Origin of the sequence: Planococcus faecalis, from assembly GCF_002009235.1 — a bacterium.
Classification (GTDB): Bacteria; Bacillota; Bacilli; order Bacillales_A; family Planococcaceae; genus Planococcus; species Planococcus kocurii.
Map to the genome: position 1 here is coordinate 1,282,511 of NZ_CP019401.1, position 17,916 is coordinate 1,300,426.

The window sequence follows — 17,916 nt, forward strand, 5'->3', positions numbered from 1 at the left end:
ATACATCCGAAGGCGAGTGTTTATGAAAATAGTATTTATTATTAATCCTGCAGCTGGGAATGGTCGAGCCTTGAAAAGATGGCGCCGCTTTGAGAAAACAATTCAGTTTCCATTCGAACAAGTCGTCACTACATATTCTGGACACGCCTTAGCTATTGCTGCAAACTACCGGGAAAGTAAACAAGTTGCTCTCTTAATCGGCTTTGGTGGAGATGGTACGCTGCGTGAAATTATTGCAGGTGCAGCAGGATCTGAAAAATTGATTGTTGGTTCAATAGCAGCAGGATCAGGCAATGATTTTGGACGTGCTTACGGCACTTTTACAGATGCGCAGGTAATTGAACAATTTCTTCACAAGCCGTTGCCCAAACGGCAAGACCTTGGTGAATTCACTAACGGCAAAGCTTTTCAGTTTGTTAGCAGTTCAGGTATCGGCTTTGATGCAGAAATATCCATTTCGGTTAACCGGTCACCTCTTAAGAAAAAACTAAACCAACTGGGTCTAGGGAAATTAGTTTACGTTGTCTATGTCATCCGGACTTTATTGAAATTCGAGAAGTTTACGTTGTCTGTAAAATGCGACGGTAATCTAGTTACTTACAAAGACGTTTGGTTAGCGACTGTCAACAACCAACCTTATTTTGGTGGGGGCATGAAAATCTCGCCTTCCTCAAAAACGGACGATGGTTTACTTGAATTGACGGTCGTTCACAAAATTTCCCGTTTGAAACTATTGCTGGTTTTTGGTACGGTATTCAGCGGAGCACATACACGTTTCAAAGAAGTTATTCAAATGAGCAGCACAGAATTTTGGCTCTCGACCGAAAAGCCAGTATGCCGTCATGTAGATGGAGATGATGCTGGCATGAGCCCAGCAAACGATTTAGTCAGCTACACAGTAAGTCAAACCGATTGGCAATCAATAAAATTAACCGACTATATAAGTTGAATTAAAAGGAGTTTTAAGTCAATAACAGTTGCCGATGACAAAGTACGCTTCGTGATGCAGGTACTGGTTTGCGACAGGTTAGAATTACTAGCTCAGCTTATATAAATAGAAAGAGGATGAAACATGAGATCACGTTTTAAACCATGGGCAGCAGATTTGCTCGATAATCACCCGGAGATTGTTATACCAGATCCAGAACAACAAAAAGGCAAGTGGAACGAAATTTTTGGCAATAATCAGCCGCTTCATATCGAAGCAGGGACCGGTAAAGGCCGCTTTATTATTGGAATGGCAAAAGCAAATCCAGACATCAACTACATCGGCATTGAACTGTTTGATAGTGTCATCGTCACAGCTCTTGAGACAGTTCTTGAACAAGAAAACGGCGTTCCAAACTTACGTCTTTTAAAAGTTAATGCAAAAAAAATTGCTGATTATTTCGAAAAAGGTGAAGTGGACAGACTCTACTTAAACTTTTCAGATCCGTGGCCAAAAACACGTCACGCAAAACGCCGGTTGACACATGAATCATTTCTTAAATTATATGAAGCCGTTTTACCTAAAAAAGGCGAAATTCACTTTAAGACTGACAATAGAAACCTGTTCGAATATTCACTCACGAGTATTTCTGAATATGGTATGTTATTAAAAGAGGTGTCATTGGATCTTCATGACAATGAGCCTGAATGGAACATTATGACCGAGTACGAAGAAAAATTCTCGAAAAAAGGCCAACCAATTTACCGAATGGAAGCACAGTTTTCAGGTAGTTGATCATAATAGGGGGGATAAGGGAATGCAGAAATTTCAATTTCACGAGATGAACTTAACTTGGCTTGATGGGGGCACGACTTTTTTAGACGGCGGTACGATGTTTGGGGTAGTACCGAAAGTCATTTGGTCAAAACGTTATCCAACCAATGAAAAAAATCAAATTGAATTACCAACACATCCTATACTTGTCCAGTTTGAAGGTCATAATATACTGATCGACAGCGGTCTTGGTGATGGCAAATTGACAGAGCGTCAGTTGCGAAACCTAGGTGTTTCTGAGCAGTCGCGAGTAGAAGAAGATTTGGCGGAGCTTGGGCTAGCACCTGAAGATATTGATACCGTCTTAATGACTCATCTTCACGGCGATCATGCAGCGGGGTTAACGAAATGGCAAGGCGAAGAGCTGGTTTCTACTTTTCCAAATGCTAAAATCCACGTATCAGCAGTAGAATGGAATGAAATGCAACATCCGAATATTCGCTCACGAAACACTTACTGGAAAGAAAATTGGCAACCTATAGTCGATCAAGTCGAAACTTTTGAAGGTCAAAAAACCTTGTTCGATGCTATCACGCTCATTCATACCGGAGGTCATTCAGATGGCCATAGTGTCATTAAAATGACTAGTGGCCATGAAACGATTTTGCATATGGCCGACATCATGCCAACTCACGCGCATCAAAATCCATTATGGGTGTTAGCTTTTGATGATTACCCGATGGATTCAATTTACGCAAAAGAAAAGCTGATGAAAGAAGCATTGGAAAACGGCTATTATTTTAGCTTTTATCACGATGCGTATTACCGCATTCTGAAGTGGAGTACAGACGGCAAAGAAATTGTCGAAGCACTAGAGCGGAAAGAAAAAATTCTATAAAAAAAGGAGCCTATGGGCTCCTTTTTTTATACTTGTTTTACTTCGATCACTGCACCGGTAAAAGCATCAGCTAAAAATTCGAATTGTTGAAGTTCATCTTCTTTATGGCGAGTAATACCGCCTTTATAGACTTCAGTTGTTAATGCATGCTGCTTATAAGGCTCGGTTTTCATAAAAATCCAAGAACCATCAATAGGGCCTTCTTCTTTAAATGCAGATTTAACTTCTTTTAATACGTCATCTGCTGGATATAGCTTTTCTGTACGATTATAGACTTCTTTTGCTAAATACGAAGCTGCGATGCCTGTAGCAAATCCAATAAGTAAATCACGATTTTTCACTAAAATCCCTCCTCTGCTTAGTGGATAAATTGTACCATAAATATTTTGAAGGACGAAATGAAAGCTTGAAAGTCTAGTTATTTTAAAAAAGAGAGTATAAAACTGGAAATTATCTGATAAAAGCACTAAACTTGATAAAGGTAAATGAATTAGGGGGAATTTTAATATGCATACGGAAACTCTTGAAATGTTTAAAATCTTAACCGAACTACCAGGAGCACCAGGAAATGAACACGCTGTCCGTAAATTTATGCGACAAGAGCTGGGGAAATATGCTGACCGCTTGCTTCAAGACAATTTAGGAAGCGTTTTCGGCGTTAAAGATGGTCAAGAAGACGGCCCGCGTATTATGGTTGCTGGTCATATGGATGAAGTGGGATTCATGGTCACCCAAATTACCGATAATGGCATGATTCGTTTTCAGCCTTTAGGTGGCTGGTGGAACCAAGTGATGTTAGCTACGCGTGTAGACATCATGGCAGGCGACACGGTAATTCCAGGTGTGATCGGCTCTATTCCCCCACACTTATTAAGCGAAGAACTTCGCAGTAAGCCAATGGACATTAAGAACATGTTGATTGATATTGGTGCCGATGATAAACAAGACGCACTGGCACTTGGCATCCAACCTGGGCAACAAATTGTGCCATTCAGCCCGTTTACTCCAATGGCTAATGATAAGAAAATTATGGCGAAAGCATGGGATAATCGTTATGGCTGTGGCTTAGCGATTGAACTTTTAAAAGAACTAAAAGATGAAAAATTACCGAACCAATTGTTCTCAGGCGCTACAGTGATGGAAGAAGTTGGTTTGCGAGGAGCACAGACAGCAGCAACGATGATCAAACCAGATTTATTTTTTGCACTAGATGCCAGTCCGGCCAATGATGCAACAGGCGATAAAAATGAGTTTGGCCAGCTTGGTCAAGGGACATTATTACGTATTCTAGACAAGAGCATGGTCACTCACCGTGGTATGCGTGAATTTATATTGGATACAGCCGAAACACATAATATTCCGTATCAATATTTTGTTTCACAAGGTGGAACAGATGCAGGACGAGTACATACAGCCAATGAAGGAATTCCAAGCTCAGTAATTGGAATTTGCTCTCGCTACATTCATACTTCAGCGTCAATCATTCACACAGACGATTATGCAGCAGCTAAAGAATTATTAGTGAAGCTTATAAAAGCGACAGATCGAACAACGCTTGAAACCATCCAAAAAAATGTCTAAAAAGTGCCTGCAGGGCTCTTTTTTTGAAGGGAATACTATTGATGAGAAAAAATCGTGTAGCAATTGCATCAAAAAATCCTGCGAAAATTACGGCAGTGTCAAATGTATTTAAAAACCTAGAGTGGGCTGTTGATTTATCCGCTGTAGATGCTGAATCGGAAGTTTCAGCACAGCCTTTTTCTCAGCAAGAAACGCGTCAAGGAGCAGTTAACAGAGCCAAAAATGCATTAGGAGATCAAGATTTTGCTATCGGGCTAGAAGGCGGAGTATATGAAGTTGAAGAGATTTTATACTTATGCAATTGGGGGGCGTTAGCAACTCAAGACGGACGTTTGTTTACAGCAGCGGGTGCTCAAATTCCACTACCAGAGGAAATTGCAGCAGGTCTTCGTTCGGGTACTGAACTTGGTACAATCATGGATGACTACGCCAACGAAAGTGGGATCCGTCATCATAAAGGAGCCATTGGTATTTTAACGGATGGCCTTGTTAATCGAGGAGAAATGTTCGGTCACGTTGTTAAATTATTAATTGGGCAGTATCAGAGAGACGGCGATTAAGTTGCATGTCTTTGAAAACACCTTTAAAATAAATAGCAGTGATGTCAGGGGGAATGTGCGTGCCTCGATATAGAAGGATTTTTATGCTGGCTGTGCTGCTAGGCCTATTGTCTGGCTGTGCGGTAGCGCCGGAAGAACAGGTTTTACAGGGAGTATCGAACGCACGGGATGCGTTTCAGGCAAAGCCGGAAAATCCCAATGAAATGGTTGGGCAAGTCGATTTGTTTGTACCAAATGATTACGTTATTGAAGAAACAGCGGATGAATTCAACCGCTTAATCACAAATGGCAAAAACTCTTTTGCTTTAGTCATTAATCCGAACGAAAAAGCTACAAGTACTTTCTTCTATGATTTGCAAAAAGTTGATTCGGATCAGCAATGGCTGGTAGATGAGACGTTTCAGCAAAACGGTCGTTTCGGATTTACAACAGTTAAAGAAGTTGCGGAAAATCAGTTAGAACTAGTTGTTAGTGCGGGTGGAGTGAGCTTGACGACGACTACAAACGAAAACGAACTTCCAAAAAATATGGACTGGATGATGAAAACTGTACGCTCAATCGCGAAGAATGAATAGGGGATTACTCAAATGAGAAGCTTGCAATCTACGGATGAATTTCACGAATTAACGAAGCAAAAAAAGGTTGTTTTTATGTTCACTGCAGCATGGTGTCCAGATTGCCGTGTAATTGATCCGATCATGCCTGATATCGAAAAGAAGTTTTCAGCTTATACGTTTGTATCAGTGGATCGCGACCAGTTTATCGATTTGTGTATTGAGCAAGATATTTATGGCATTCCTAGTTTTCTTGGTTTTGCAAATGGACAGGAAACGGGACGCTTTGTTAGCAAAGACCGTAAAACACAGGCAGAAATCGAAGAGTTTGTTTCGAATTTGTCGCAATAACAACAAAAACGGTTCGCCTATACTTGGCTGAACCGTTTATTTATGAAAGTGAGGCCAACCAACGATGAAATCTACTGAACTTTTTAATATATTAAGAGAGCGTATGCCAAGCCGCCAACTAGAATGGCGCTTTGACCGCGAACAAGATGTTGTCAACATTCAACACAAAGAACTCGGTAAAGGCATGAGTATTTCCTTGCCGCAAGTAATCAACCGATTCGAAGCAAAAGGTGATGCAGCGATTCAAGAAATCGTTTATACCATTACGGAAACTTTTGAAGCGATGGAAAAAGAAGCGAAAGGAGAAATGAAATCGACCGAACATATTTTTCCGGTTATTCGCTCAACTTCTTTCCCAACTGAATCTAATGAGGGCCATAAATTTATCACAGCTGAACATACTGCAGAAACACGCGTTTATTTTGCTTTAGATGCTGGTACTACCTATCGCTTAATTGATGAAAATGTGGTAAATTCATTAAGTCTCACAGAAGAGCAAATTAAGGAAATTGCGAAATTTCAAGTGAAGAAACTAAAAACTGCTGTGAAAGAAGACCATGTTGCTGGCAATATCTTTTATTTTCTTAACGAAAACGATGGTTATGACGCTTCAAGAATTTTGAACGAATCGTTTTTAAAAGAAATGAAAGCTAAAATTACAGGGGATATGACCGTATCTGTACCTCATCAAGATGTATTGATTATAGGCGATATCCGAAATGAAACGGGATACGACGTGCTCGCGCAAATGGCTATGCATTTCTTTACGAATGGCAAAGTGCCGATCACTTCCTTATCGTTCATTTATGAAAATGACGAATTAGAGCCGATTTTCATTATGGCAAAAAATAGACCAAACGAGGAGAACGATAAAAAATGAATGTATTTTATAACAACGAAGGAATTGGCGATGTGTTGCTCGTTCAACTGCAAACAGAAACTCCAGAAAAAATTAACCCAGAACAATTTGGGGATATTACATTGATCAAAGATGCAACGGGAACGATTGCTGGATTTAATGTATTCAACGCTTCAAGCTATGCAGAATTAGCTGAAGGCCAACAAGTAGAAGTGTCTGAAAAGCTTGTAACATCTTTGCAAAATGCACTAGCTAAAAACGGTATTGATTTTACGCTTGAAGTCGATTTTTCACCGAAATTTGTTATTGGATTTGTAGAAGCTAAAGAAAAACACCCAAATGCTGATAAATTGAATGTTTGCCAAGTAGTTGTTGGAGATGAGCAATTACAGATTGTCTGTGGTGCTCCAAACGTTGAGCAAGGACAAAAAGTTGTTGTGGCAAAAGTAGGAGCTGTAATGCCTTCAGGAATGATCATTCGTGATGCAGAACTTCGGGGAGTGGCATCGTCTGGAATGATTTGTTCGGCAAAAGAGCTAGCTTTACCAGATGCACCAGAGGAAAAAGGAATTCTTGTCTTGTCTGATGATGCAGAAATCGGTTCAACTTTCAAAGTAAAGGCGTGATGCATAATGAGCTGGATTAAAAATGTATGGAATCGCATGTTCACAGATGACGCCGAGGAGTTCGAAGAACAAGAAGAAATTATTTATGAAACGCCCCCGACTGTAAAAAAAGAAAAAGCACCTTTTCGCTTTCCACTTATTCCAGATGAAGAAAAAGAGGGTTTTGTTCACGATGTAAAACGCGCAGAACCGCGTCAAGAAAAGCCGTTTTTCAATGGACGTGAAAGGGAAACCCCTCGAAAAGAGCCCGTATTTCCCATAGAAAAAAAAGTGATGGGGCCAAAAGAGGCACCAATCCGTCAATCGACAATTGCCAATCGAAAAAATGCCGAATTGCCGGTCAATAAGACACACCGGTTTGAACCAACTCGTATCGCTTCACCGATTCACGGCTTTAACACGGCTCGACCTGCACCTACTCAAAAGTTAGGAGAGGACAGAGAAGAAAAGATAAACCGTCAGTTGCTAGATGAAGCTATAGAAGAAAAAGCTAGAAGCGGATGGCATAAACCGAAAGCGCCAATCGAACACGAGATTGCTCCAATTTTTGAAAAAAAGGAAGAACCGATAATAGAGGTTGCCAAAGCTGTTGAAACTACAGAATCAATCGAAGAGTCTGTAGTAATCAATGTTTCCGAGGAAGAGCCAGCTGAAGTTTCTGTTGTAGAAGAGAAGCAAGATGAACGGATAGTACCGCCCTTTTCACCGATAAATACGGCACCAGTAGCAGCTGCTACGGAGGAAAACAATGAATCAGAAACAATATCAGAGCCTACGATCGAGTTGTCCGTAGTAACAGAGCTGAAAATTGACGAAGAGCAGTCCGAATCAGCAATGGCTACAGAGTTACCGGCACAGGAACAAGAGCCAGCAACTGAAGCAATGTCAACACCTGCGCCCAAACGTGAAAAAACCGTGCCCTTTAATGTGCTAATGCTTAAATCAGACAAAGAACTGTTAAAAAACAAAACTAAACCATTGCCAGATGTTCCACCGCACGACGAACAACTAGTAACAACGCCACAACCGGAAAAAAAAACGATAAATTTAGTTGATCAGCCTTCACATGCCTTCAATTCAGTATCAGAAGCTGAATCTCAAGCTTATCAGCTGCCACTCTTAGAATATTTGATGGCTCCTGAAAACGATCGTAAAGATGATGTTTGGATGGATGAGCAAGGCATACGGTTAATCGAAGCATTGTCTCATTTTCAGATTAAAGCTGAAATTTTAAGTATCGTTCAAGGTCCAGCTGTAACGCAGTTCGAATTGAAAGTTGCACAGGGCATAAAAGTTAGCAAAATTCGCAATTTAGCGGATGATTTAAAATTGGCGTTAGCAGCTAGAGATATTCGAATTCAAGCGCCAATTCCCGGAAAAAGTTCCATTGGAATTGAAATTCCGAATCGCACAAGTCGTGCTGTACGGATTTCTGAAATTATCGGTAGTGCTGTTTTTGAAGAGTCGGATTCTCCACTCGAAGCGGCTCTTGGGCTGGACTTGACCGGCAAGCCGGTCACGCTTGATTTACGTAAAATGCCTCATGGCTTGATTGCGGGTGCTACAGGTTCTGGGAAATCGGTGTGCATCAATTCGTTGCTGGTCAGCTTGTTATATAAATCATCGCCAAGAGACTTGAAGCTGTTGCTAATCGATCCGAAAATGGTCGAGCTGGCACCGTATAATCATATACCGCATCTAGTCAGTCCTGTTATTACGGATGTTAAAGCGGCAACTGCATCATTAAAATGGGCAGTTGAAGAAATGGAACGACGCTATCAATTGTTCGCACATAGTGGTGTGCGTGATATTAGTCGCTACAATAAATTAGTAAAAGAAAAAGGAGATTACGTGCAGCATTTGCCGTATATCTTAATTGTGATTGATGAATTAGCCGATTTAATGATGATGTCTCCTTCAGATGTCGAAGATTCTATTTGTCGGATTGCACAAAAAGCTCGCGCTTGCGGTATCCATTTAGTGATTGCGACTCAACGTCCGTCTGTAGATGTGATTACAGGATTGATCAAATCCAATATTCCAACACGTATTGCGTTTTCGGTTTCATCGCAAGTAGATAGTCGCACGATACTGGATTCTCAAGGTGCAGAGCGTCTTCTTGGACGAGGAGACATGTTGTATCTTGGAAACGGAATGTCGGCTCCAAATCGTTTACAAGGGACGTTTGTTACCGATGACGAAATTGAAAAAGTCATTGAGCATGTCAGATTGCAAGGCAAGCCTGAATACTTTTTTAGAGAAGAAGAATTGATCAAGCGAAGTGAGTCTCCTGCTGAACAGGATGACCTGTTTGAAGAGGCTTGTCGATTCATCATGACACAAGGAAGTGCATCCACATCGCTGTTGCAGAGGAAGTTCCATATTGGCTATAATCGAGCTGCGCGGTTAATGGATTTAATCGAAAAACATGGTTTTATTTCAGAGCAAAATGGGAGCAAAGCTCGGTCAGTGTTAATTACAGAAAACGATATTGAAGAAGTATTTCGGTAAAAGCTAGTCGTCTGTGGATCTTCTACAGACGACTTCAGTTTTCCTATAATACGAGAAAGAAACGCTAAGTAGAAAAATCTACAAGCTAGCCACATAAAAAAGAATGTAGTAAATAATGAGGCATTTTAAAGAAAGACAAATTTATGATATAATACTGTACTTGTGCTTATCTTTACCAGCTATAAAATTCGCTTAGCGACTTATATAGACTAATTTTCAACTCCCACAGGAGGTTCATTTATGACAGTTTTACATTTTACCGGAATCAAAGGTTCTGGTATGAGTCCACTTGCCCAAATCATGCATGATATGGGAGAACACGTACAAGGCTCGGATATTGAGCAACATTTTTTTACAGAAGATCGATTACGCGAAAGAGGCATTACCATTTTGCCGTTTGATGCAAACAATATAGAAAAAGAGATGACCATTATTGCAGGAAATGCATTTGGTGATGATCATCCTGAGTTGGTTCAAGCACGTGAATTAGGTGCTACGATTATTCGGTATCATCAGTTCCTAGGGGATTTGATGCGCCAATACGTATCAGTTGCCATTACAGGCGCGCATGGTAAAACATCGACGACAGGCTTAATGGCGCATGTCTTAGCTGGCTATAAACCTGTGTCGTATTTAATAGGAGACGGAACAGGCGTCGGACAAGAAGATTCTCATTTCTTCGTCGCAGAAGCTTGCGAATACCGTCGACATTTTTTGGCTTATCACCCAGATTACGCAATTATGACCAATATCGATTTCGATCATCCCGATTATTTTACGGGAATTGATGATGTCTTTAAGGCATTTGAAGAAATGGCGCAACAAGTGAAGAAATGCATCATTGCTTGTGGTGATGATGAATACTTGCAACGGATTCAAGCACCAATCCCTGTCGTTTATTACGGCTTTGGGGAAGAAAATGACTTCCAAGCGAGAAATGTTATGAAAACCGTTGAGGGTACTACTTTTGATGTCGTGATTCGTAATGAGTTTTTCCATACATTTACGCTACCAATGTTTGGAGATCACGCGATCTTAAATGCGTTAGCAGTTATTTCACTTTGCCATTATGAAAACATTCCTGCGGATATCATTCAGCAGCAGTTTGAAGATTTTGAAGGAGTAAAGCGCAGATTCACCCAATCAGCAATTGGTGATCGAATTTTAATCGATGACTATGCGCATCATCCGACAGAAATCCGGGCAACTTTACAATCCGCTCGCCAAAAATATCCGGAGCGTGAACTTATCGCTATTTTCCAGCCACATACATTTACGCGGACACAAACTTTTTTACAAGAGTTCGCTGATTGCCTGGCTGAAGCAGATCAGGTTTATCTTTGTGACATCTTTGGTTCTGCACGCGAAAAAGTAGGGACGCTTAAAATTCAAGATTTAGCTGAGAAAATCGAGGGCAGTCATTTGCTACAGTTAGAAGAGGTAGACTTACTAGCCAAGCACGGTAACGCAGTTTATTTGTTCATGGGTGCGGGAGATGTCACTAAATTCCAAGAAGCATTTGAAAATGGATTGAATACAGGAAAAACAGTTTAACTTTCGAGTTAAACTGTTTTTTCATGCAGGAACAAAACTATTTTTGTCGAATAATAATAAAGACGGTGTTTAATCCAAACTCTTCAAGGGTAGAAAAGGATATAACATAATTCGTTTAAAAGGAGGAAATAGAATGGATTGGCAAATTTTGCTTTACATTGCCGCGATCGTGGCCGCTATTGGATTCTTAGTTCTATGCATAGCGTTGGCAATGACATTAAATTCGTTGAAAAACACATTAAAAGAAGTTTCAGGTACCGTAGCCGGTCTTGAAAATCAATTGCAGGGGGTAACGTTGGAAACAACAAACCTATTGCATAAAACAAATGAACTAGCTGAAGACATTCAAGTGAAATCAGAAAAATTAAACGGTGTCGTAGATGCAGTAAAAGGTGTCGGCAACTCAGTTACTGATTTAAACTCTACTGTCCGTCGCATCACGTCAAGCGTTGGAGTGCATGTAGAACAAAATGAAGATAAGATTGCGCAAGTTGTTCAATGGGGCAACGTGGCTATGGGAATCCGTGACAAGTGGAACGAGCGTAAAATCTACGAAGCTCGTGCGAATGCTGCTTCGGTACCTGTACCTGGACAAAAAAAATTACCTCATAACGAACAATACTAAAATTGCTTTTATCATAAATTAAATGGAGGGAATATCAATGAGTAAAAACAAAAACTTTTATAATCAATCTGATGCAAATGATTCACAGTATAATAAGGATTACTATACGCAAGGTGGCCAGTATAGCCAGAATAGTGGCAGAAGCTATCAGCAGAGTGACTATGTACCTCAGTCATACGGAGCTTCAAACCGTTACGACGATCTTTACGACTATGAAGAATCAGATGGAGGTTCAAGTTTCTTGGTTGGTATTTTGGTTGGGGGAGTTATCGGAGCTGCAGCTGCGTTATTTCTTGCTCCTAAATCAGGAAAAGAATTCCAAGCTGACCTTAAAACTCAAGCAACTACATTAAAAGAAAAAGCTTCTCAGCAGACAGACTTTAATGACGATGGTTCAGGTGGATTCGCAAAACAGCTAAAAGAACAATCAACAAAAGTAGTGGATAAAGTAAAAAATATGAAGGCTGGTAATTCACCGATGGACGATGGAACCGCTTCATCAGAAGGCGAAGAGTCGATTGACATTCATTCGACAATTCAAAATTCATCTGCCGACTTTGATGCGTTCACTTCCACAGCCAACGCTTTAAAAGAAGCAGTTGAAGAAGTAAAAGAAGAAAAAAAATCAAGCTCGTCAAATGCTGCCAACACAGGCAACAACATGAACAGCAATACAGCAAGTGCGAGCAAGGGTCCAAATACGACCAGCAGCAACAACAACAGCAATAAATCATCAAATCCAACGACTAATTACGATAAAAAGAATTAATCTAGGAGCGATTTAGATGAAAAACTTAGTGCATGTAGACAATTTAGATAGTCTAAAACAAGCAGTAGGGCATAGTCAGCATTACTGGCTCTTCAAACACAGTAGTACGTGCCCAGTGTCTGCTAAAGCGTGGAATGAGTACAATGAGTACAGCTCGTTGCACCCGAATCAACTCTTTTTGTATCTAGTCGTTCAGGAAAATCGTGAACTTTCTAAAGCTATCGAAGAGATTACGAGAGTTACGCATGAGTCGCCACAATTGTTTCATTTTACAAGTCTAAAAATGGACTGGCACGCTTCACACGATAAAATTAAAAGTGATTCCATGAAAGAATTTATTTTTTAAAACAAAGCCGAAGCCTAGTCGCTTCGGCTTTGTTGCGTGAAAATACTTTAGCGCGTTGAATCGCTAAAACATTTTCCGTGACTTTATTGAATAGTTTGCTTATAATAGTCCTATCATGTTAATATGAGTCACCTGATAAAGGTTATTCGCGAAAGGGGAAGTTATAGAATGAGTAATTTAGATTTAGAGCAACTAAGAGAAAAAGTGGACGCAGTCAACCTGCAGATTCTATCTCTGATTAATGAGAGAGCTTCCGTAATTCAGGAAATTGGTAAACTAAAAGAGAAACAAGGAGTTAACCGTTACGATCCGTTGCGTGAACGTCATATGTTGAATCTGTTAAAAGAAAATAATGCTGGACCATTAGATCAAAAAACAGTTGATCATATCTTTAAAGAAATTTTCAAATCAGCACTAGATATGCAAGAAGAAGATATCCGCAAAGCTTTACTTGTTTCACGCAAGAAAAAAGCTGAAGATACGATTATCAACATTAACGGCGAACTAGTAGGCTCTGGAGATCCATCATTCATCTTTGGCCCATGTGCAGTTGAATCTCAAGACCAAGTGATGAAAGTTGCTGAAGCTATCGGAGCGAAAGGCTTGAAAATGATTCGTGGTGGAGCTTACAAACCACGTACATCACCTTATGATTTCCAAGGACTTGGCTTAGAAGGATTGAAAATGTTGAAAAAAGCAGCTGATCAGTATAATTTGGCTGTGGTTTCAGAAATCGTAACACCTGGACATTTAGAATCGGCTCTTGACTATGTAGACGTTGTTCAAGTAGGCGCTCGTAATATGCAAAACTTCGAATTATTAAAAGCGGTAGGCCAGATCAACAAACCGGTTCTTTTAAAGCGCGGCATGTCAGCAACTGTGGATGAATTTATCCATGCTGCTGAATACATTATTGCTTCAGGAAATGAAAACATCATTTTATGTGAACGTGGAATTCGCACATACGAAAAAGCGACACGTAACACATTAGATATCTCGGCTGTGCCTATCTTAAAACAAGAAACACATCTTCCGGTATTTGTAGACGTAACTCACTCAACAGGTCGTCGTGACTTATTGCTTCCAGCTGCTAAAGCGGCTATCGCAATTGGGGCGGATGGCGTAATGGCTGAAGTTCATCCAGATCCAGCAGTAGCATTATCTGATGCTCAACAGCAAATGGATTTAGGTCAATTTGATGAATACTACGATGCATTAATGAAATTCATGAAACAGTACGAAATGAAAGTATAAACATGAAAAGCCGGAGTTTCTTCGGCTTTTCTTTTTTTTAGTTGATATTGTTGAAGTTTTTGTCGTATGATTATAGAAAGACTGGAAAAGGAGGGTGCACAATGACCGTTACGATATATGATGTGGCAAGAGAGGCGAACGTTTCTATGGCTACTGTGTCACGTGTAGTAAATGCTAATCAAAACGTCAAACCTGCCACAAGGAAGAAAGTATTAAAAGTGATAGAAGAATTAGGCTATCGTCCAAATGCTGTGGCTCGTGGACTTGCAAGTAAAAAAACAACGACGGTCGGCGTCATTATACCCGATATTTCCAATAGCATGTATGCTGAACTAGCCCGTGGAATTGAAGATATCGCGACAATGTACCGTTACAATATTATTTTATCTAACTCAGATCAGAACGAAAATAAGGAACTTCAGCTATTGGAAACAATGCTCGGAAAACAAGTAGATGGAATTGTTTTCATGAGTGATGTCATCTCACCTGAACTTCTCAAAGAAATGGAGCGTTCTCCAACTCCAATCGTCCTGGCAGGTTCAATTGATGAATCAGCAGCAATTGCTTCGGTTAATATTGATTATTATGGTGCTGCCTACGAAGTTGTTAAGAAGTTCATTGATAATGGTCATAAGAAAATTGCGCTTATTTCAGGGCCAATGACTTCGATGATTAACAAGGAATATAAGTTAAAAGCTTATAAAGAAGCATTAGCAGATGCAGGTATTGCTTACGATGAAAAACTGGTCGTTGAATGCAACAACTCTTATGATGAGGGCATGGAGGCTGTCAAAATTTTAGCGACTGCCGAGCCGACTGCCTATTTTGTAGGGAACGACGAAATGTCAATCGGGGTCATTCATGGATTAGAAGAGCAAGGCCGAAAGATTCCAAGGGATGCAGAAGTTATTAGCTACGAAAATTCCAAACTGTCACGTATGGCACGTCCAACGTTAACAGCAGTCGCTTTCCCGCTTTACGACATTGGAGCGGTATCAATGCGTTTGTTAACAAAGTATATGAACAACGAAGAAATCGAAGAACAGCAAGTTATTCTCCCATACCGAATTGAAGAAAGACAATCGACTAAAAACGATTAAGCTTTTAAAACTTCATTGCTATAAACAAACAAAACCCTTGTGCGGATCAAATGATCTGCACAAGGGTTTTGTTGTTCAGTAGGGGAAACGAATACCTCATCATTTATTACGAATCATATACAAAGCCTTATTCAACATCTGCAGATTCTTGTCGGTAATCTCTGCTTTACGTGGTATGGCTTTGTACAAGTTCGGTGGATCTTCCCACGTATCGATCAACTTAACAGGCGACTCTGGCTGCCATTTCGCGGTCCACGACTCAGGTAATTTCCCAGAAGGTACAGGAAAATTATTCATTTCCATCCAAACTAACGACCAAGCACGTGGAACTACACGCCAAATATCATAGCCGCCACCACCAACAGCTATCCAGCGGCCTTCACAATACTCATGAGCGAGTTCATGAGCGATCCGGGGTATTTCCTTGTAAATATTCATCGTGCCGTATAAGTGTGTCAGAGGGTCCAAATAATGGGCATCTGCCCCATTCTGTGTCAAGATGACATCAGGTTTAAAAAAATCAATGATTTCTTTCATGGACGTCCGGTAAACTTCGAGAAAAGACTCGTCTTCAGTAAAAGCATCGATTGGAAAATTGAAAGAAGTACCATAGCCTTGACCACTGCCGCGTTCATTAATATTACCTGTTCCTGGAAACAGGTAACGTCCTGTTTCATGAATAGAGACTGTACAGACATCAGGGTCGTCGTAAAAACTCCATTGCACGCCGTCGCCATGGTGAGCATCGGTATCAATGTAGAGCACCCTTGCATTGTATTTACTTTTTAGGTAATTGATAGCAACCGAGCTGTCATTGTAAATGCAAAAACCGGATGCTTTACCTCGAAAACCGTGATGCAAACCGCCGCCTAGATTTAATGCATGCTGTGCTTTTCCCTCCATGACATAATCCACAGCGGTTAGCGTCCCGCCTACTAGACGTGCACTCGCTTCATGCATATTTTCAAAAATGGGCGTATCGTCTGTGCCGATGCCATAACTTTCACCAGCTTCTGGTGTGATTTCACCGCGACCCGCTTTTTTGACAATATCAATATAACGTTCATCATGTGCTAGTAATAATTCTTCATCGGTTGCAATACGAGCTGGGACAATTAAATCTTTTGGAAGCGCGTTCATTTCTCTTAATAAATCAATCGTTAAGACGAGTCTTTTCTGGTTGAATGGATGTGTTTCAGAAAATTTATACCCCAATTGATCTTCTGAAAAGACGAATACAGCGTGTTTCATTCGTTCACTTGTGGCATACTTGGCCACAAAACGTCAAATCCATTTTTTCGTAAATTATTGATAATTGCAAGTGGATTCATCGTCTGGACTCGGAAAACCAGAATTTTGTTGGCATTATTTTCTCTATCGGGGTAAACGAGGACACTGAGCACATTGACATTCTGTTGATGAAATACTTTTGAAACTTCGTATAGAATTCCTGATCGGTTCTCTACGCGCACTTCGATTTGTGAACCAGGCTGGTGTGCGCCGGTTAGTTCAATAAAGGTGTACAAAAGATCTGTTTCGGTCAGAAAGCCGACGAGTTGCTGGTTGCTGACTACTGGGATACAACCAATTTTTTGCTCATAGAAAATCATGGCTACTTCTTCTACAAAGTCGAGCGGATGTGCTGTAACCGGATTAGGTGTCATAATTTCTGTTACTTTTTTTTTGTAAGGTTCACCTTTTGGTGAGACGGTAAATCGAGAAGGAACTGCATCTTTTAAGTCGCGATCGGTTACAATGCCGACTACTTTCCCGTCATCAACAATAGGTGCATGGCGAATTCGCTTGTCTTTGAATAAGTCCATAACATCTTGCACAGTTTGATTGGACGTGAGCGTATGAACGTCCGTTTTCATAATTTCTTCCACTAACATATGAGCACCCCTTTGTGTTAAATCAATACATATAGCGGTTCATAAAACGTAACTGATCGAATTTCTGGATTGACTCGTTATCGACCCGGCTACCGATTTTGGCCATTAGGCAGTTCGCTGGGTGAGAGCTAATCTCAGGATCATCGGTAGCATAATATTCTAGTCCACCAGCTTGCATCATTTTCTCCATAATTTTTCGGTATTCCCAAACATTCAAGCCTGTCCCTTTTAAATCCCAATGCCAATAATATTCTGTTGTAATGACAATGAAATCTTCAAAAGCATCATCCATCATTGACACTCTCAATAAGGCTTTTCCAACACCGCTACCTCTGTATTTTGGAATTACTTCAATTGCCCCAAGTTCAATCAAGTTATCCATTTTTCCTTCTGACCAACGTTCTAAAGGATCCGGATAAAGAAATGTAACATAACCGACAATCATGTTATCATCTCGAACAATAAGAATACGTCCTTCTGGCAAATCGGCAATTTCTGTAATGGCTTTGTGTTGCTGAGCGGGTGGTCTGAAGGCGACCAAGTCTTCGTGGAACTCAAGTTTGCTTATTTCTTTTCCAGGTATAGGACCTTCAATGACCAGAAGACCGTGTTCAGTTTCTAATTCCATCGAGTTGTACATCTTTTTATGTTCCATCATTTCACCGCCTGTCAGATACAATTGGTTCCATTATACATGAACGTAAGTAGATTTGGAAAAAAGCCATTGAAATATG

Annotated in this window: 20 protein-coding genes; 16 read left to right on the forward strand and 4 right to left on the reverse strand. The window is 40.4% G+C overall.

Annotated elements, in window-relative coordinates:
- Positions 1-22 precede the first annotated feature (22 nt).
- The 3 genes from AJGP001_RS06410 (at position 23) to AJGP001_RS06420 (ending at position 2,600) form a co-directional block, all read left to right on the forward strand.
- Entirely contained in the window at positions 23-949 is a 927-nt protein-coding gene (locus AJGP001_RS06410) for a diacylglycerol/lipid kinase family protein (RefSeq protein WP_078080280.1), read from the forward strand.
- Positions 950-1,072: 123 nt separating this feature from the next.
- Positions 1,073-1,723 (forward strand): tRNA (guanosine(46)-N7)-methyltransferase TrmB, encoded by a 651-nt coding sequence (trmB, locus tag AJGP001_RS06415; protein ID WP_071154608.1) that lies wholly within the window; start codon positions 1,073-1,075, stop codon positions 1,721-1,723.
- A gap of 22 nt (positions 1,724-1,745) precedes the next feature.
- Positions 1,746-2,600, forward strand: a complete 855-nt coding sequence (locus AJGP001_RS06420; protein ID WP_071154607.1) for a YtnP family quorum-quenching lactonase — start codon at positions 1,746-1,748, stop codon at positions 2,598-2,600.
- Positions 2,601-2,626: 26 nt separating this feature from the next.
- On the opposite strand, the gene AJGP001_RS06425 is transcribed toward AJGP001_RS06420, so the two are convergent.
- Positions 2,627-2,941: a PepSY domain-containing protein gene (locus tag AJGP001_RS06425; RefSeq protein WP_058385779.1), complete on the reverse strand. Its 315-nt coding sequence runs from the start codon at positions 2,939-2,941 to the stop codon at positions 2,627-2,629.
- Between the two features lie 166 nt (positions 2,942-3,107).
- Between AJGP001_RS06425 and AJGP001_RS06430 the strand changes: the two genes are divergently transcribed.
- From AJGP001_RS06430 to ccpA, 13 genes are all read left to right on the forward strand, one after another.
- On the forward strand, positions 3,108-4,181 hold the full coding sequence (locus AJGP001_RS06430; protein WP_058385778.1) for a M42 family metallopeptidase: 1,074 nt from the start codon (positions 3,108-3,110) through the stop codon (positions 4,179-4,181).
- A 41-nt stretch (positions 4,182-4,222) separates the two neighbouring features.
- The gene (locus AJGP001_RS06435) at positions 4,223-4,741 is read left to right on the forward strand and encodes a DUF84 family protein (protein WP_078080281.1); all 519 of its coding nucleotides are present in this window, start codon (positions 4,223-4,225) and stop codon (positions 4,739-4,741) included.
- An 83-nt stretch (positions 4,742-4,824) separates the two neighbouring features.
- Positions 4,825-5,316: a hypothetical protein gene (locus tag AJGP001_RS06440; RefSeq protein WP_245830246.1), complete on the forward strand. Its 492-nt coding sequence runs from the start codon at positions 4,825-4,827 to the stop codon at positions 5,314-5,316.
- A gap of 12 nt (positions 5,317-5,328) precedes the next feature.
- Positions 5,329-5,646, forward strand: coding sequence for a thioredoxin family protein (locus tag AJGP001_RS06445; RefSeq protein ID WP_071154606.1), 318 nt, complete (start codon positions 5,329-5,331; stop codon positions 5,644-5,646).
- 64 nt (positions 5,647-5,710) lie between these two features.
- A complete protein-coding gene (locus tag AJGP001_RS06450) occupies positions 5,711-6,526 on the forward strand; it encodes a DUF1444 family protein (RefSeq protein WP_058385774.1) in 816 nt (271 codons plus the stop codon).
- Positions 6,523-7,131: a YtpR family tRNA-binding protein gene (gene ytpR / locus AJGP001_RS06455; RefSeq protein WP_071154605.1), complete on the forward strand. Its 609-nt coding sequence runs from the start codon at positions 6,523-6,525 to the stop codon at positions 7,129-7,131. The genes AJGP001_RS06450 and ytpR overlap by 4 nt, the downstream gene beginning before the upstream one ends.
- Positions 7,132-7,137: 6 nt before the next feature.
- On the forward strand, positions 7,138-9,642 hold the full coding sequence (locus AJGP001_RS06460) for a DNA translocase FtsK (protein WP_078080283.1): 2,505 nt from the start codon (positions 7,138-7,140) through the stop codon (positions 9,640-9,642).
- A 240-nt stretch (positions 9,643-9,882) separates the two neighbouring features.
- Positions 9,883-11,196, forward strand: a complete 1,314-nt coding sequence (gene murC, locus AJGP001_RS06465; protein ID WP_078080284.1) for a UDP-N-acetylmuramate--L-alanine ligase — start codon at positions 9,883-9,885, stop codon at positions 11,194-11,196.
- Positions 11,197-11,329: 133 nt separating this feature from the next.
- On the forward strand, positions 11,330-11,821 hold the full coding sequence (locus tag AJGP001_RS06470; RefSeq protein WP_058385770.1) for a DUF948 domain-containing protein: 492 nt from the start codon (positions 11,330-11,332) through the stop codon (positions 11,819-11,821).
- Between the two features lie 37 nt (positions 11,822-11,858).
- Positions 11,859-12,590 carry a YtxH domain-containing protein gene (locus tag AJGP001_RS06475; RefSeq protein ID WP_071154603.1) on the forward strand — a complete coding sequence of 244 codons (732 nt, stop codon included), beginning with the start codon at positions 11,859-11,861 and terminating at the stop codon, positions 12,588-12,590.
- A 16-nt stretch (positions 12,591-12,606) separates the two neighbouring features.
- Entirely contained in the window at positions 12,607-12,936 is a 330-nt protein-coding gene (gene ytxJ, locus AJGP001_RS06480; protein WP_071154602.1) for a bacillithiol system redox-active protein YtxJ, read from the forward strand.
- Between the two features lie 168 nt (positions 12,937-13,104).
- Positions 13,105-14,190 carry a bifunctional 3-deoxy-7-phosphoheptulonate synthase/chorismate mutase gene (locus AJGP001_RS06485; RefSeq protein WP_078080285.1) on the forward strand — a complete coding sequence of 362 codons (1,086 nt, stop codon included), beginning with the start codon at positions 13,105-13,107 and terminating at the stop codon, positions 14,188-14,190.
- A 101-nt stretch (positions 14,191-14,291) separates the two neighbouring features.
- Entirely contained in the window at positions 14,292-15,290 is a 999-nt protein-coding gene (gene ccpA / locus AJGP001_RS06490) for a catabolite control protein A (protein ID WP_078080286.1), read from the forward strand.
- 99 nt (positions 15,291-15,389) lie between these two features.
- Here ccpA and AJGP001_RS06495 read toward each other — a convergent pair whose 3' ends face one another.
- The 3 genes from AJGP001_RS06495 to AJGP001_RS06505 are packed head-to-tail and all read right to left on the reverse strand — an operon-like array spanning position 15,390 to position 17,837.
- Positions 15,390-16,541 (reverse strand): acetoin utilization protein AcuC, encoded by a 1,152-nt coding sequence (locus tag AJGP001_RS06495; RefSeq protein WP_078080287.1) that lies wholly within the window; start codon positions 16,539-16,541, stop codon positions 15,390-15,392.
- Positions 16,538-17,182, reverse strand: coding sequence for an acetoin utilization AcuB family protein (locus AJGP001_RS06500; RefSeq protein ID WP_078080288.1), 645 nt, complete (start codon positions 17,180-17,182; stop codon positions 16,538-16,540). The genes AJGP001_RS06495 and AJGP001_RS06500 overlap by 4 nt, the downstream gene beginning before the upstream one ends.
- A 22-nt stretch (positions 17,183-17,204) precedes the next feature.
- Positions 17,205-17,837, reverse strand: coding sequence for a GNAT family N-acetyltransferase (locus tag AJGP001_RS06505; RefSeq protein WP_078080289.1), 633 nt, complete (start codon positions 17,835-17,837; stop codon positions 17,205-17,207).
- Positions 17,838-17,916 lie beyond the last annotated feature (79 nt).